14 protein-coding genes are annotated in these 14,420 nt (G+C 72.8%); 7 read left to right on the top strand and 7 right to left on the bottom strand.

All coding sequences use genetic code 11. The features are described 5' to 3' along the window. Positions 1-11: 11 nt before the first annotated feature. Positions 12-2,432: a transglycosylase domain-containing protein gene (locus tag LCD31_RS08985; RefSeq protein ID WP_224957242.1), complete on the bottom strand. Its 2,421-nt coding sequence runs from the start codon at positions 2,430-2,432 to the stop codon at positions 12-14. 246 nt (positions 2,433-2,678) lie between these two features. On the opposite strand from LCD31_RS08985, the gene LCD31_RS08990 reads away from it, so the two are divergent. Next, a complete protein-coding gene (locus tag LCD31_RS08990) occupies positions 2,679-2,978 on the top strand; it encodes a WhiB family transcriptional regulator (RefSeq protein ID WP_184483638.1) in 300 nt (99 codons plus the stop codon). A gap of 136 nt (positions 2,979-3,114) precedes the next feature. Here the strand turns inward: LCD31_RS08990 and LCD31_RS08995 are convergent, their stop codons facing one another. After that, the gene (locus LCD31_RS08995; protein ID WP_224957243.1) at positions 3,115-4,245 is read right to left on the bottom strand and encodes an ArsA family ATPase; all 1,131 of its coding nucleotides are present in this window, start codon (positions 4,243-4,245) and stop codon (positions 3,115-3,117) included. Next, positions 4,242-5,243 (bottom strand): ArsA-related P-loop ATPase, encoded by a 1,002-nt coding sequence (locus LCD31_RS09000; RefSeq protein ID WP_224957244.1) that lies wholly within the window; start codon positions 5,241-5,243, stop codon positions 4,242-4,244. The genes LCD31_RS08995 and LCD31_RS09000 overlap by 4 nt, the downstream gene beginning before the upstream one ends. Positions 5,244-5,512: 269 nt before the next feature. Between LCD31_RS09000 and LCD31_RS09005 the strand changes: the two genes are divergently transcribed. From LCD31_RS09005 to LCD31_RS09020, 4 genes are all read left to right on the top strand, one after another. Continuing rightward, positions 5,513-5,677, top strand: a complete 165-nt coding sequence (locus tag LCD31_RS09005; RefSeq protein ID WP_224957245.1) for a DUF4177 domain-containing protein — start codon at positions 5,513-5,515, stop codon at positions 5,675-5,677. A gap of 2 nt (positions 5,678-5,679) precedes the next feature. Further along, positions 5,680-6,138: a RidA family protein gene (locus LCD31_RS09010; RefSeq protein ID WP_224957246.1), complete on the top strand. Its 459-nt coding sequence runs from the start codon at positions 5,680-5,682 to the stop codon at positions 6,136-6,138. Positions 6,139-6,523: 385 nt separating this feature from the next. Further along, complete coding sequence (locus tag LCD31_RS09015; RefSeq protein WP_224957247.1) at positions 6,524-7,132, top strand: hypothetical protein; 609 nt, start codon at positions 6,524-6,526, stop codon at positions 7,130-7,132. Positions 7,133-7,167: 35 nt separating this feature from the next. Beyond that, entirely contained in the window at positions 7,168-8,469 is a 1,302-nt protein-coding gene (locus tag LCD31_RS09020) for a hypothetical protein (RefSeq protein ID WP_224957248.1), read from the top strand. A 41-nt stretch (positions 8,470-8,510) separates the two neighbouring features. On the opposite strand, the gene LCD31_RS09025 is transcribed toward LCD31_RS09020, so the two are convergent. Then, entirely contained in the window at positions 8,511-9,404 is an 894-nt protein-coding gene (locus LCD31_RS09025) for a Gfo/Idh/MocA family protein (RefSeq protein WP_224957249.1), read from the bottom strand. A gap of 135 nt (positions 9,405-9,539) precedes the next feature. Between LCD31_RS09025 and LCD31_RS09030 the strand changes: the two genes are divergently transcribed. Together LCD31_RS09030 and LCD31_RS09035 are read left to right on the top strand one after the other, a co-directional pair. Continuing rightward, the gene (locus tag LCD31_RS09030) at positions 9,540-10,379 is read left to right on the top strand and encodes an NUDIX domain-containing protein (RefSeq protein ID WP_224957251.1); all 840 of its coding nucleotides are present in this window, start codon (positions 9,540-9,542) and stop codon (positions 10,377-10,379) included. Next, positions 10,376-11,161 (top strand): MBL fold metallo-hydrolase, encoded by a 786-nt coding sequence (locus tag LCD31_RS09035; protein ID WP_224957252.1) that lies wholly within the window; start codon positions 10,376-10,378, stop codon positions 11,159-11,161. Before LCD31_RS09030 ends, LCD31_RS09035 begins: the two co-directional genes overlap by 4 nt. Before the next feature lie 54 nt (positions 11,162-11,215). On the opposite strand, the gene LCD31_RS09040 is transcribed toward LCD31_RS09035, so the two are convergent. From LCD31_RS09040 to LCD31_RS09050, 3 genes are all read right to left on the bottom strand, one after another. After that, a complete protein-coding gene (locus LCD31_RS09040; RefSeq protein ID WP_224957253.1) occupies positions 11,216-12,439 on the bottom strand; it encodes an MFS transporter in 1,224 nt (407 codons plus the stop codon). Between the two features lie 634 nt (positions 12,440-13,073). After that, positions 13,074-13,748, bottom strand: a complete 675-nt coding sequence (locus LCD31_RS09045) for a Crp/Fnr family transcriptional regulator (RefSeq protein WP_224957254.1) — start codon at positions 13,746-13,748, stop codon at positions 13,074-13,076. 97 nt (positions 13,749-13,845) lie between these two features. Next, complete coding sequence (locus tag LCD31_RS09050; protein ID WP_029621632.1) at positions 13,846-14,100, bottom strand: hypothetical protein; 255 nt, start codon at positions 14,098-14,100, stop codon at positions 13,846-13,848. Between the last annotated feature and the right edge of the window lie 320 nt (positions 14,101-14,420).

Here is a 14,420-nt window from a genome sequence, read left to right on the forward strand (position 1 = left end):
TAGGGAGCCGGTCAGGGCGGGAAGATGCCCGGCGGGATCGGCACGAACGGCGGATCCGGCTGCTGCTCGCCCGGCGGCCGTCCCGGTTCGCCCGGCGCGGGTGGCGGCGGGGGCGGGGGTTTCGGCGCGGTGGACGGCGGCGGCACGTACCCGGTGCTCACCGACAGGGTCACCGTCTCGCCGGGCAGCGCGAAGCCGCGCGGCGTCTGGCTGGTGACCGAGCCCTTGCGGCGTTCGCTGTTGACCGAGCGCTGCTCGACCTTGTAACCGGCCTTCTCCAGGGTGCGCTTGGCCCGCTCGGCGCTGATGCCGACGACGTTGGGCACCTGGAACTCGTCGCCGCCGTTCTCGTAGCGGTCGGTCACCTCGGGGAGCTCCATCGTGGGCAGGCCCTCGTGGATCTTCGTCATGGCTTCGAACCAGGTCCGCGCCGGGACCTTGCCGCCGTAGATGTTGCCGCCGTTGGCCCCGCACAGCGTCGGCGGCGTGCTGTCGCAGATGCCCTGCGGGTTGGTGCCGTCGGAGAAGGTGAGCACCGAGCCGGCGAACTGCGGGGTGGCGCCGATGAACCCGGCGGACTGGTGGGCTTCGGTGGTCCCCGTCTTGCCCGCGATCGGCCGCGACCAGCCCGCGCTGTTCGCGGCGCCGTACGCGGTGCCGCCAGCCTGGTCGTCCTGGCTCATGCCGACGGCCATCGCGTTCGCGAGGCCCTCGTCCACGGCTTGCTCGCACGGATCCTCGGTGATCGAGATCGGGTTCCCGTTGCGGTCGATGATCTGGTCGACCGGCGTCGGCGGGCACCAGGTGCCGCCGCTCATCAGGGTCGCCGAGACGTTCGCCAGCTCCAGCGGGCTGGTGGGCCCGAAACCGAGCGTGAACGCCCCGATCTTCTTCTCCTTGACCACGTCGGCCATCGACGGCCCGTTGGCGTCGTTCGGGGCGAGCGGGTCGCCCTGGAAGTTCGAGTGCAGCAGCGTCTGCCGCATCCCGAGGCGGGTCGCCATGTCCACCGTCTGGTCCAGCCCCACCCGTTCCTGCAGTGCGACGAAGGCGGTGTTCGGCGAGGTCGCGAGCGCCTTCTGCAAGGTCCGCGGCCCCGGGTTGACGCCTTCGGCGTTGCCGACGGTGTAGGGCGCCGACCCGTTGCGGTACACGGTGGAGGTGTAGTGGCCGGGCGCCTGGATGGTGTTCTGGATCCCCATCCCCTTCTCCAGCGCTGCCGCGGCGGTGAACACCTTGTAGACCGATCCGGCGCCGAACTTCGCGACGCCGCTGGGCAGCGGGTACGAGGTCTGGCCGCGTTCGGCGTCGTTGCCGAAGTCGCGGTTGGCGACCAGCGCCCGCACCTCGTGCTTGTCCTTGCCGGGTTCGACGACGGCCATCACGTTCGCGATGCCCTTGGTGTCGCGCGGCACGTGCTTCTCGGCGGCCTGCTTCGCGGCGTCGGTGGCCTTCTGGTCGAGGGTGGTGCGGATCGTGTAGCCGCCGGTGCGCAGGTCCTGCTCGGCGAACCCGGCGTTCTGCAGGTAGTCGACGACGTACTTGCAGAAGAAGCCGTCGGCGGGCCCGGCGCCCACGCAGTTGTTCGGCAGCGTGTTCAGCGGCGAGACGAGCCCGAGCGGCGCGGCGCGGGCGGCGTCGGCGGTGCGCCGGTCGATCCGGTGCTGCGCCTGCATGGAGTCGATGACGATGTTGCGCCGCAGCGTGGCCTCGTCCGGGTTCGTCGCCGGGTTCAGCGCGCTGGGGCTGTTCACGATGCCCGCCAGCAGCGCGGACTGCGGCACGTCCAGCTCGTCCGGGGTGGTGTTGAAGTAGGTGCGGGCGGCGGCGGCGACCCCGTAGGTCTGGTTCCCGAACGGCACCACGTTCAGGTAGCGGGCGAGGATCTCCTGCTTGCCCAGCCGCTTCTCCAGCTGCAGCGCGATGCGGATCTCCCGCAGCTTGCGCGCCGGGGTCTGCTCGACGGCCTTGGCCTGCTTGACCGGGTCGTCGGCGGCGACCACGTGCACCTGGTAGTTCTTCACGTACTGCTGGGTGAGCGTGGACCCGCCCTGGGCGATCTCGCCGGACATCTGGTTGGTGACGGCCGCGCGCACCGTGCCCGCCCAGTCGACGCCCTCGTGCTCGAAGAACCGGCGGTCTTCGATCGAGGTGATCGCCGCCTTCATCTGGTCGGAGATCTGGTCGGGCGCCGCGGGCGTCCGGTTCTGGTCGAAGAGGTAGGCGATCGGCACCCCGGCCCGGTCGGTGACCGTGGTCACGAGCGGAGGGTCCTGCGTCATCAGCTCGGAGGAGAGGTTGTTCACCGCGTCACCCGCGCGGTTGGACACCACTCCGAGAGCCCCGGCGGCCGGGAAGAGCATCCCGGCGACGAGAACTCCGGCGAGCACACACAGGCCGAAGAGCTTCAGCAAGCTGTCCCGGACACGCACGACGGCAAGACTAAGTGGTTTTACCGACATCAACACGCCGGTGTCAGGCGGTTCCGCCCGATGTGATGAGGGTCAAAGATAACGGAGCGACAACCCTTGTTTGGTTGTGGAACCGAGGGGCTCTAAAGTTCGTCCACGTCCAGCGACAGCATCGTTACGGCGCACCATGCGCCGCGGCATCCGGTGCCGGGGGGCTCCGGACGAAATTCGGTCGCCGACGATCCAGTGAGGAGCTGGGGGAGCCTTATGTTCGAGCAGGGGGACTGGCGGGTTCAGGCAGCATGCCGGGATGAGAATCCGGACCAGTTGTTCGTCAGGGGAGCTGAGCAGCGCAAAGCGCGAATGATCTGCTTCGGCTGCCCGGTGCGGACGGAGTGCCTCGGAGAGGCGCTCGACAACAAGATCGAGTTCGGCGTGTGGGGTGGAATGACCGAGCGGGAGCGGCGCGCGCTGTTGCGCCGCCGTCCGGAAGTCCGCAACTGGCGGGAGCTTCTGGAAGCCGCTCGGGACGACTACGCCGACATCGACGAGTACCAGGTGGGCTGATTAGCCCGTCGTGATCACGGTCCGGGCGGCTCGTTTTTTCGGGCCGCCCGGAAACCCGTTCACTCGTTCAGCGCAATGGCGATCCGACGGATTGTGAGCACCGGATTGCGCATTCTTGCTGCCAGGAATATTTGGATTATTCCGCCGCGAGTCGCCGGCCGATCTCCCGCAAGCCGTCCAGATCGTGCACGTCCGCGGGAAGCGCGGGCACGCCCACCAGCGCCACCTCCGGGTGCGCGCGGGTGAACCGGGCGAGCATCCGCCGCTCCCGGTCGGCCACCGCGACCCGGTCGGCGTGCACCCGCAGCACCGCCGCGGTCAGCGGGGATGTTCCGGCGGCGTCCAGCTGCTCGGCGGCCGACAGCGCGCGGCTGCCCGTCAGCTCCGCGAACACCGGATGGGTGCGGTTGGCGACCAGCCCGGCCAGCGGCATGCCCTCGGCGGTGAGCCGCTCCACGAAGAACGACGCCTCGCGCAGCGCGTCCGGCTCCGGCGCGGCGATCACCACGAAGGACGTGCCGGGGGAGCGCAGCAGCCGGTAGGTGTGGTCGGCGCGCTCCCGGAACCCGCCGAACGTCGAGTCGAAGGCCTGCACGAACGCGGAGGCGTCGGCCAGCAGCTGGCCGCCGATCACCGTGGACACGGCCTTCGAGAACATCCCGAACCCGGCGCCGACGATCTTCCGCAGGCCCTTGCCGCTCGCCTTCGCCGGCGAGGACAGCAGCTTGATCAACCGGCCGTCGAGCACCGTGGACAGCCGCTGCGGCGCGTCCAGGAAGTCCAGCGCGGACCGGCTCGGCGGCGTGTCCACGACGATCAGGTCCCACTCGCCGGAGGCGGCCAGCTGGCCGAGCTTCTCCATGGCCATGTACTCCTGCGTGCCGGAGAACGACGTGGAGATCGTCTGGTAGAAGGGGTTCTCCAGGATCTGCCTGGACCGCTCCTCGCCCGCGTGCGCGAGCACCATGTCGTCGAAGGTGCGCCGCATGTCCAGCATCATCGCGTTCAGGTCGCCGGTGGGCTCGAAGTCGTCGAGCACCACCTGCCGCGGCTGGTTGTCCAGCTCCCGCATGCCCAGCGCCTGCGCGAGCCGCCGCGCCGGGTCGATGGTGAGCACCACGGTCTTGCGGCCCCGCTCAGCGGCGCGCACCGCCAGCGCGGCGGCCGTGGTGGTCTTGCCGACGCCGCCGGAGCCGCAGCAGACCACGACGCGGTTCGCCGGATCGTCGAGCAGCCCGTCGACGTCGAGCGCTGCGGGCCTCGTCATCGCGACCTCCCGACGCCGTGCTCGGTGAGGATCTCGGCGAGCTCGTAGAGCTCGGCCACGTCGATCCCGGCGGTCAGCTCGGGCAGCCGCACGCTCGGCAGGTCGGCGGCCGCGAGCCGCTCCTCGGCCTCCTGCTCGGCCCGGGAGCGCACCGCGTGCTCCACGGTCTCCTCGGTGAGCGCGTCCAGCAGCTCGGCGTCCGCGGTCACCCCGGCCGCTTCGAGTCCGGTGCGCAACCGGTCGGCGTCGACCCGGCCTGCCGCGGCGGCGGCCACCGAGCGCGCGGGCAGGTGCCCGGGCCGCACCCGGTTCAGCAGCACCGCGCCGGGGCGCAGCTCGGCCGCGTCCAGCTCGGCGACGGCCTCCAGGGTCTCCCGCACCGGCAGGTCCTCCAGCAGGGTCACCAGGTGCACCGCGGTGTCGCCGGAGTGCAGCAGCCGCACCACGCCCTCGCTCTGGCCGCGGATGGGCCCGACCTTCGCCAGGTCGGCCATGGCGCGGGTGACGTCCAGGAACTTCACGACCCGCCCGGTCGGCGGCGCGTCCAGCACCACCGCGTCGTAGACGTGGCGGCCGTGCTCGTCGGTGCGCCCGACGCACTCCTTGACCTTGCCGGTGAACAGCACGTCCCGGAGACCGGGGGCGAGCGTGGTGGCGAACTCGATGGCGCCCATCCGCTTCAGCGTGCGCCCGGCGAAGCCGAGGTTGTAGAACATCGACAGGTATTCGAGCAGCGCCGGTTCGGCGTCGATGGCCAGCGCCCGCAGCTCACCTCCGCCGGGGGCGGCGGCGATCGTCTCCTCGGCGTAGGGCAGCGGCGCGGTGTCGAAGAGCTGCGCGATGCCCTGCCTGCCCTCGACCTCGACCAGCAGCACGCGGCGGCCCCCGGTCGCCAGCGCCAGCGCCAGCGCGGCGGCGACCGTGGTCTTCCCGGTGCCGCCCTTGCCGCTGACGATGTGCAGCCGAGCGTCGTTGAGTTCGGCGTTCCATCCGGTCACACGATCAGCGTAGGTGGGGTCCGGGGTCGCTGTCTCCCGCACGTAGCAGCCATCTCCAGGTCGCACATCGGTAGTTCTGCGTAGGCGCGGACGCGTGGTGCTCAGGTGCCGCGGCGGCCGGGGCCCGCCGGCCTGAGTAGTTCCGCCCGCCGGTGGGCGCGTTCCGGAGGTGGGACGCGGTGGCGGGCCGGGCATGACGCGGACGCGCTCACCCGGGTGAACGCGCCCGCGGGGCAGCGGCGCCCTCGCACCCGGTCGTCTCTACGCTGGTGACCATGACCAAATGGGAGTACGCGACCGTGCCGCTGTTGACCCACGCGACCAAGCAGATCCTGGACCAGTGGGGTGAGGACGGCTGGGAGCTCGTTTCCGTCCTGCCCGGTCCGACCGGTGAGCAGCACGTCGCTTACCTGAAGCGCCCGAAGGAGTCCTGATCGTGGGCGCCTGGAAGCAGCGGCTGGCCGAGCTGGGCATCGAGCTGCCCGCGGTCGCGACCCCGGTCGCGGCCTACGTGCCCGCGGTGCGCAGCGGGTCGCAGGTGTTCACCTCCGGGCAGCTCCCGTTCGCCGGGGGCGAGCTGGCGGCGGTGGGCAAGGTCGGCGCCGAGGTGGACCCGGAGTCGGCGAAGGCGCACGCCCGCACCTGCGCGCTGAACGCGCTGGCCGCGGTGGACGCGCTGGTCGGGCTGGACTCGATCGTGCGGGTCGTGAAGGTCGTCGGTTTCGTGGCGTCCGCGGAGGGCTTCACCGGCCAGCCCGCAGTGATCAACGGCGCTTCGGAGCTGATCGGCGAGATCTTCGGGGAGGCGGGCAGCCACGCCCGGTCCGCGGTCGGCGTCGCCGAGCTCCCGGTGGGAGCTCCGGTCGAGGTGGAGATGATCGTCGAAGTGGCGTGAGCGCCGGTTCCGCCGCGCGGCGGTGTCCGCGGGCGGGCGTCGGTCGTGGAGGGGTCGCGGTGCCGCGCCCCCTCTTCCGCGTTCCGGGCCGGTGCGGGGTGATCTTGGTCCGGGCGCCGGACCGCGTCGCGACCGGCGGCGGGACCGTTTCTCGCCAGGTACGGCCCGCTCCCCGTCTACCAACCAGTACGCTTCGGGCGTCGCTACTTCGGGTGATCAGCAAGCCGTCACCCGAACGGCGGTATGAACACCGGCGAGTGATCGATCGAGCTTGCTCCTCCGCTACTCCGCGCGAGAGAGTGCACCCCGATCGAGTGCTCTCGGCATGAGGGGTGCGGGGGTCGCTCGCACCGGGTGACGAGCGAACGAGCTGGGAGGGGGCGACGTGGCGGTGCGCGAAACGGACCTCTTGTGCCACGAGCTGCTGCTTCGACTTGCCGGGAGGCTGCCGGACCGGCACCTCTGGCGCTACCGGGACTGGCTGGCGGGCGGGGCGGCCGACGTCCTCGCGCGCTCACTGCCCGCGACGCTGCTGCGGGAACGCGTCGCGCTGTCCGACGCCGACCACCGCAGGCTCGCCGAAGCCCTGCTGCCGCTGGGTGCCGACCCGTCCGTGGTGCACGCCGTGCTCCCCGGCGCGGATCCGGACCGCTACAACTTCCGCGCCGAGTCCCACGTGGACGACAAGGGCGACCCGGCGGTGCTGGTCCTCGGCGCCACGCTGCGCGGCAGGCAGGGCGTGCGCGAAACCCGCAGCTCCTGGCGGCACCTGCCGGGAACGCGGCCCAAGCGGATCATCCTGGTGACCGGTTCCGCGGACCCCGTCGAGCTCACCAGCGAACTGCAACGCATCCTGCGCGCGCTCGGGGACTCCGAGCCGTGCGTCGAGGTGCTGCCGCCCGAGGTGGAACCGACCGCCTACCACCGCGCCGCGCTCGCCGAGTCGGCGCTGGTGTGCTCGGGCGCCGACGAACTCGTGGGACATCGTGGCTGACGGTGCCGGTGCAGGCGCCGTAGAAGGAGGCATTCGTGGTGGACGTCGCTGAGGGTGCGGGGCCGGTGGAACGCCTGCACAACCTCCTGCTGGCCCTGACCGGCCGGGTGGACGACGACGCCGTCAACTCGGTTCGCGAGATGCTCGGCATCGGGCAGCTCGACGCGGCCGCCGAGTTCCTGATCGGCTGCCTGCTGGCGGGCCGGATCCCGGTGACCTCGACGGAGCAGTACCACCTGCGCCGCTCGCTGGACGAGGCAGGCTCGCCGCACGCGCCCGCGGACCGGTTGCACGTGGTGGAAGCGGTGCAGGACGAAGGGCACCGGTTCAGCGAGAACCCCGACCAGGACCGCACCGACCACGATCTGGTCGACGCGCTGGCCCCGATCGCGGGTCGCCTGCACGGCGTGCGGGCCCTGTGGTGCACCTGGCGCACCACGCCCGCGGGCGTCACCTACGGCGCGGTGCCGCGGCGGGTGCTGCTCGCCGAGGTCGGCGCGGACGGCTCGGTGACCGCCGCCGGGTACCAGCTGCTGGAGGCGCTGCGGCGCGCTGGCGTGGGCTGCTCGGTGGACGTGTTCACCAGCGGCATGGACCTGCCGCCGTACCACCGCAACGCGCTGGCCACGGCCCGCCGGGTGCACCTCGACCTGGCCGCCCAGGTCGCGATCCCGAACGGTGCGGCCAACCACGCGCGGGCACCGCCCGCCACCGCGGGCAGCAAGGCCGGCGGTGGAGCAGATCTCCCGGGTGAGCCAGCCGCGGGGCCGGGAAGACGCGCCGAGGCCCCGGTTCCTGAGACCGCCTCCCACGACTCGGCACGCCACGACCAGGCACGTCCCGAACCCGTCCGCCCGGAACCGCCGCGGCCCGAACCGGTCCGCGAGCAGGTGCGCCCGGAACCCGCCCGCGAGGAGAAGCCGCCTGCTCGGCAGCAGCCCCGCCCGGAACCGGTCGCGGAACAGCCCCGCCCGAACCGCGAGGAAGCGCCCGTCGCCGCGGAGCAGACGCTGCGCCAGCGCCCGGTGAACCCGGAGGACCTCCAGCAGGACCCGGCCCGGCAGCAGGAGCTGCCGCAGCAGCAGGGCGGTGGGAAGAACACCCGCGTCCCCGCCGCGGTCGACGCCAAGCTCACCGACCGGGAGCGGAACCTGCTGCGCAAGCTGCACGAGGAGCTCGCCCAGCGCGAGCAGGACCGCGGGGGCCCTGCGTCCTCCGGCGAGCAGCAGGCGCAGCCGGTCGGCAACAAGTCCGGTGCGCAGGGCCAGGACTCGTGGAACTCCACGATGCCGGGCTCGGCGACCGGTGGGTTCCCGCCCATCGACAACCCGCGCTGACCGGCCCGGTGCGTCCGCGACGCGGGTGCACCGGGCCGGGTTCAGAGCTCGGCCGCGCGCTGCACGCCGTCCAGCACGCGTTGCAGGTGCAGCCCGCGCCGCACGTCGCACGGGTGCGCCGTGCGGCCGGACCGGATCATCGCCAGGAACTCGTCCAGCAGCTGCGCGTAGCACTCGTGCGCCGCGGTGCGCCTGCCGGTGAGCTGCGACTTCCCGTTGCTGCCGTAGAGGGTGAACTCGACGAGCGCGGGTTGCACCGGCACCCGCAGCGACAGGGTGAGGGTGCTGCTGGCGCCGCTGGCGTGCTCCAGCACCAGCTGCCACATGTCCGACTCGTCCCGGCGCGCGTGGTGCACCCGGGTGATCCGGCCGAGCGCGGCGTCCAGCAGGTCCAGCGCGTGCGGTCCCGCGTCCAGCAGCGCCCCGGTGGTCTCCTGCCGCCACGGCGTGGCCGCGTAGTCCCCGGACAGCAGCCCGCCCGCGATCCACTGCGCGGAACCGCCCGTCCAGCCGCCGAGGTGCCCGAGCCCGGTGAGCCAGTCGCGGACCTCGGGGGCGAACCGGCGGGTCAGCACCAGCAGCGCCGCGACGCCGCTCTGCCGCACCGCCGCCGCCACGGCCTCCGCGGACGGCACGTCCCCGGCGAGCGGTTTCTCCAGCACGAGGTGCTTGCCCTCGCGGGCGGCCTGCACGGCCAGTTCCCCCTGCACCGCGGGGGGAACGGCGAACGCGACGGCGTCCACGGCGTCCAGCAGCGCCTCGTAGTCGTCGGCGACGTCCGCGTCGTAGTGGTAGGCGAGCGCTTTCGCGGTGTCCGGGCGCCGCGACCACACCGCGGCCAGCCGCATCCCGGGGTGCGCGTGCACACCGGGGGCGTGCACGCGCCTCGCCCACGGTCCCGCTCCGACGATGCCGACCCGAAGTGCTCCGCTCATGCGGTCATCGTCCCCGTGTCCGGATCATCGCGCAGACCTCGGGGCTGGAGAAGTGGCCCGGTGGCAGGGAAACCGCATTTGTTGATCTTGATCACAGGGGTGATCGGGCGCGCTTCTCCGCTTAAGGTGACCGGCATGGTGCGTTTGCCGGAGGACCTGACGCTGCCCGACGGATTCGTCCTGCCCGAACGGCCCGATCCGCCCGCGACGCCGAAGGACGCCGCCACCGTCGTGCTGCTGCGCGACGGCGACCGCGGGCCGGAGGTGTTCCTGCAGCGCCGCGTCGAGGGCATGCCGTTCGCCGGTGGCATGACCGTGTTCCCCGGCGGCGGCGTGGACCGCAGGGATGCCGACGCCTCGGTGACCTGGAGCGGACCGCCGCCGCGGTGGTGGGCCGAGCGCTTCGAGTGCTCCGAGGACACCGCGCGGGCGCTGGTGTGCGCCGCGGTCCGCGAGACCTTCGAGGAATCCGGGGTGCTGCTGGCCGGTCCCGACGCGGACTCGGTCGTCGACGACACCCGCCCGTACGCGGACGCGCGGCCGAAGCTGGAGTCCCGCGAGCTGTCGCTGGCCGGGTTCCTCGCCGACGCGGGCCTGGTGCTGCGCGCCGACCTGCTGCGGCCGTGGGCGAACTGGGTGACCCCGGAGGAGGAGCCGCGCCGGTACGACACCCGCTTCTTCCTCGCCGCGATGCCGGAGGGGCAGCGCGCCGACGGCGTCACCTCGGAGGCCTCCCGCGCGTACTGGAGCACGCCGGAGGACGCCCTGGAGGACTGGCGGCAGCAGCGCTGCGGCCTGCTCCCGCCGACCTGGGTGACGTTGTCCGAGGTCGGGGCCTGCGGCAGCGTCGCCGCGGCCCTGGACGTGCAGCGCCCGCTCGGCAAGGTGCTCCCGCAGCTGGAACACCGGGACGGCGCGTGGCGCGTGGTGCTGCCCGGCGATCCCGGCTACCGCGGCGAGGAGGAGGGCCGGTGACCCACCCCTCCTACGGCCTGCTGCGGCAGGTGACGCCGTTCGCGTCGGTGCTGCTGGCCGCGAACCCGGGACCGATGACCTTGGACGGCACCAACACCTGGCTGCTCGGCTCGGGACCGGACCGGGTGGTGGTCGACCCGGGCCCCGGGGACGAGCACCTGGAGCGGATCCTGGCGCAGGGTCCGGTGTCGCTGGTCCTGCTCACGCACCACCACTTCGACCACACCGAGTCCGCGGCGGAGCTCGCGGAGCGCGCCGGGGCGCCGGTGCGGGCGCTGGACCCGCAGCTGTGCACGGGCGCGGGCCCGCTGGTCGACGGCGAGGTCGTCGAGGCCTCCGGGGTGCGGCTGACCGTGCTCGCCACGCCCGGCCACACCCGCGACTCGGTGTGCTTCCGCGCGGAGCGCGACGGGCAGGAGGCGGTGCTGACCGGGGACACCATCCTGGGGCGCGGCACCACCGTCGTCGCGCACCCGGACGGGCACCTGGGCTCCTACTTGGCCTCGCTGCGGGCGTTGGCGGCGCTGCCCGCCGGACTGCCCGCGCTGCCCGGCCACGGCCCGGACCTGCCCGACGTGGTCGAGGTGGCGAACGGCTACCTGGCGCACCGCGAGCAGCGGCTCGACCAGATCCGCGCGGTGGTCCGCGCCCGCGGCCCGCAGGTCACCGCCGCCGAGGTGGTGGCGGTCGTCTACGCCGACGTGCCGCCGGAGGTGCGGGAAGCGGCCGCGTGGAGCGTCGCCGCCCAGCTGACCTACCTGGCGGAACGCGGCGAACGCTGACCGCGGCCCGGCGCCGCTGACGGGGCGGGGGCGCGATCAGCGAGGCCCTGCGCGTCAGACCAGGGCGGGTTCGCGGACCGGGAGCAGCGTGCCGCGCCGGACCCACAGGCCCGCGGCCAGCACGACGCCGACCACCCCGGCGAGCAGGAACGCGGCGGGCGGCCCGGCGCTCTCCACGATCCGGCCGCTGATCGACTGGCCGGCCGCCGCACCGAGCGTCACCGCCGTCACGACCCAGCCGAACGCCTCCGTCTCGGTCCCGGCCGGCGCGGCCAGGTCCAGCGCCACCGAGTGCGCCGTGGACTGCGGGGTGATCAGGCACCCGGCGAGCAGCAGCGCCAGGCACAGCCCCCACAGCGTCCCGGGCAGCGCCAGCAGCGCGACGAGACCGGCGAAGCCGAGCAGCAGCGCGGGCAGCCGCAGGTGCATCGGCCGCGGCCACGGCCGCATCCCGTACAGCACGCCGAACACCACGGAGGTCACCGACAGCGCGCTCAGCAGCAGCCCGCCCGCGTTCGGCGCCCCGGCCGCGACCGCGGAGGCGGGCACGCCGACCTCCACGAAGCCGATGAGGCAGCCGAAGCCGAGCGCGGCCAGCGCCACCGTGCGCATCCCGGGCGCGCGCAGCGCCCCGAGCATCCCGCCCGAGGTGCGGGAGTCGTCCTGCGGCCGCAACCGGCGGGCGGCGCGCGTCGAGGCGAAGCCGATGCTGCCGACGATCATGCAGGCGCTGCCCGCGACGACTCCGGCACCGGCCCACGGCAGCGCGACCAGCAGCCCGGCCAGGCCGGGGCCGAGGATGAAGAAGACCTCCATGCTGATCGCCTCGTACGAGTAGGCCGCGTCCCGCGCCGGCCCGGCGGGCAGCAGCTGCGCCCACAGCGCCCGGGAGGCGGGGGCCACGGTCGGCTGGCTCGCGCCCAGCAGGAAGCCGAGCGCGGTGAGCGCCACGACCGGTGCCCCGGATTCGATGGCGGTGATCTCGGCGGCGACGAACACCGCGAGCGCCGCGGACATCACGACCATCGGCCGGGTGGGTCCGATCCGGTCGATCACCCTGCTCTGCACGACCGAGCCGCACGCCACGCCGACGAGCTCGGCGGCCGAGACGAGCCCGGCGGTGGCGAAGCTGCCGGTCACCTTCTGCACGTACAGCAGCAGTGCCAGCCCGATCATCGCGATCGGCAGGCGGCCCAGCAGGGAGGTCAGGACGGGTGCGGTGGCTCCGGGCGTGCGCAGCGCGGCGCGGTAGTCGGCCAAGGTGATCGAATGGGACACGCGTACCAGTATCCGCGTCCTGGTACGCCGGTACCAGTCGTTTTCCGGGTGTTCTCCGTCGCCCGGAACGAGCCGCGACCCGGCTGTCCGCGCTTCTCGGGCTGACCGGGCCGCAGCGGGCGGCCGAGCCCGGCCAGGCGCCGCGCGACCGGGACCGGACGTGCGAAAGGGCTGGGGCGTCGCCCCCGACGCGACGCTCCAGCCCTTTCGCTCGCGCGGCCCGTCCCCCGACCAACCACGCTCCTCGAACCTCCGATGGTCGGCCCCGAATCCGGCACCGGAGGAGTTCCCCGTCGGCTGCCCAGCACCCGCGCGCTCCGCGCGTCGTGAAGGGCCTCCACTAGGTAAGACGTTGAGTTCTCGGTCCGGGTTGCACGGCTCGGTGAATTCTTTCCGAGCAGATGTCCCGGGCTCTGATACCAGTGTGCCCTCCGGTTCCGGGGAGGAAACCGGGCACAACGTCCCCTACATGGCTGGTGACTCGGCGTGTCCGCGGCCGGGTGCTGGATCCGCCGTCCCCGAGCGCGCTCGGAGGGGGAGGCTCGGACGTGCGAAAACGCGCGCCGGCTGAGGGGTCCGAACGAAAGGCGGACCCGTCAGCCGACGCGCGTTGGGCGACGCGGCCGGTGGTGGCTCAGCGCGCGCGGCGAGCCAGCCGCTCCGGGTCGAGGATCAGCACGCTCTTGCCCTCCAGCCGCAGCCAGCCGCGGTGGGCGAAGTCGGCGAGCGCCTTGTTCACGGTCTCCCGCGAGGCGCCGACGTACTGCGCGATCTCCTCCTGCGTGAGGTCGTGGGTGACCCGCAGCAGACCGGCTTCCTGGCTGCCGAAGCGCTGCGCGAGCTGCAGCAGCGCCTTGGCCACGCGACCGGGCACGTCGGTGAAGATCAGGTCGGCGAGCATGCCGTTGGTCCGGCGCAGCCTGCGCGCGACGACCCGCAGCAGCTGCTCGGCGATCTCCGGGCGGGTGCCGATCCACTGCCGCAGCGCACTGCGGTCCATGGTCAGCGCGCGGACCTCGGTCACCGTGGTGGCGGTCGAGGTGCGCGGGCCCGGGTCGAAGATGGACAGCTCGCCGAACATGTCCGACGGCCCCATGATCGCCAGCAGGTTCTCGCGGCCGTCGGGCGACTTGCGCCCGAGCTTGACCTTGCCGGATTGGATGATGTAGAGCCGGTCGCCCGGCTCGCCCTCGGCGAAGATCACGTGTCCGCGCGGGAACTCAGACGGTTCCAGCGACTGGGTCAGCGCCTCCGCCGCGGCCGGTTCCACGCCCTGGAAGATTCCGGCGCGGGAAAGGGTCTCGTCCACCTCGTCCCTCCATGTTGAGACGCGGCGGCTCGTTCGAAGCGGTGCCCGCGTCGTTCCGCGGTCACCGTACTGTGCCGCCGATCACTACCAGTTGAGTTTAAGACTGGTCGCGGGAACGGCGAGTTCGCAGCTTGCCGGCGCGTCCCACCCTGCGTAGCTGGAAGAGCTCCAGCGCACGCCCGATTCCCTGCCGGAACAGCGCCCGGACCTCATCGGGCCGAGCGTTCTCCAGCAGCTCTTCGACCTCGTTCTCCTGCACCGCGACGTGCCGCAGCCGTGCCTCCACGCGCTCCATGAACAACGTGAAGAACATGATCACTAGCGGTACGACGATAACGAACCAGGCAGTCATGATGCTTGAATCCTCGCTCATGCCTTCGAGACGGACGCAACCGGGGGTCGGTTGCCCGTCGACGGGGTCGGGTTCGGGTGTCGTCGTGGTCCGTAGTCTGGTGGGGTGCCGGAGCCAGCCCACGACAGGTCACAGCCTGGTCGATCATCCTCCCATCGGCCCGCCGCGGCCCGATCGGCGCCCACCCGGTCGACGACCGCGGGCGCCGTGACCTCCGGTTCCGGTCGTTCCCGAGCCGGGGGAGCACCGGCGCGCCGACCGCGCCGCAGCGCGGCGAGCGCCGGGACGGAGACCCGCACCGGGCTCGTCCGGCGGGCGCG

Origin of the sequence: Saccharopolyspora sp. 6M (genome assembly GCF_020176775.1) — a bacterium.
GTDB lineage: Bacteria > Actinomycetota > Actinomycetes > Mycobacteriales > Pseudonocardiaceae > Saccharopolyspora_C > Saccharopolyspora_C gregorii.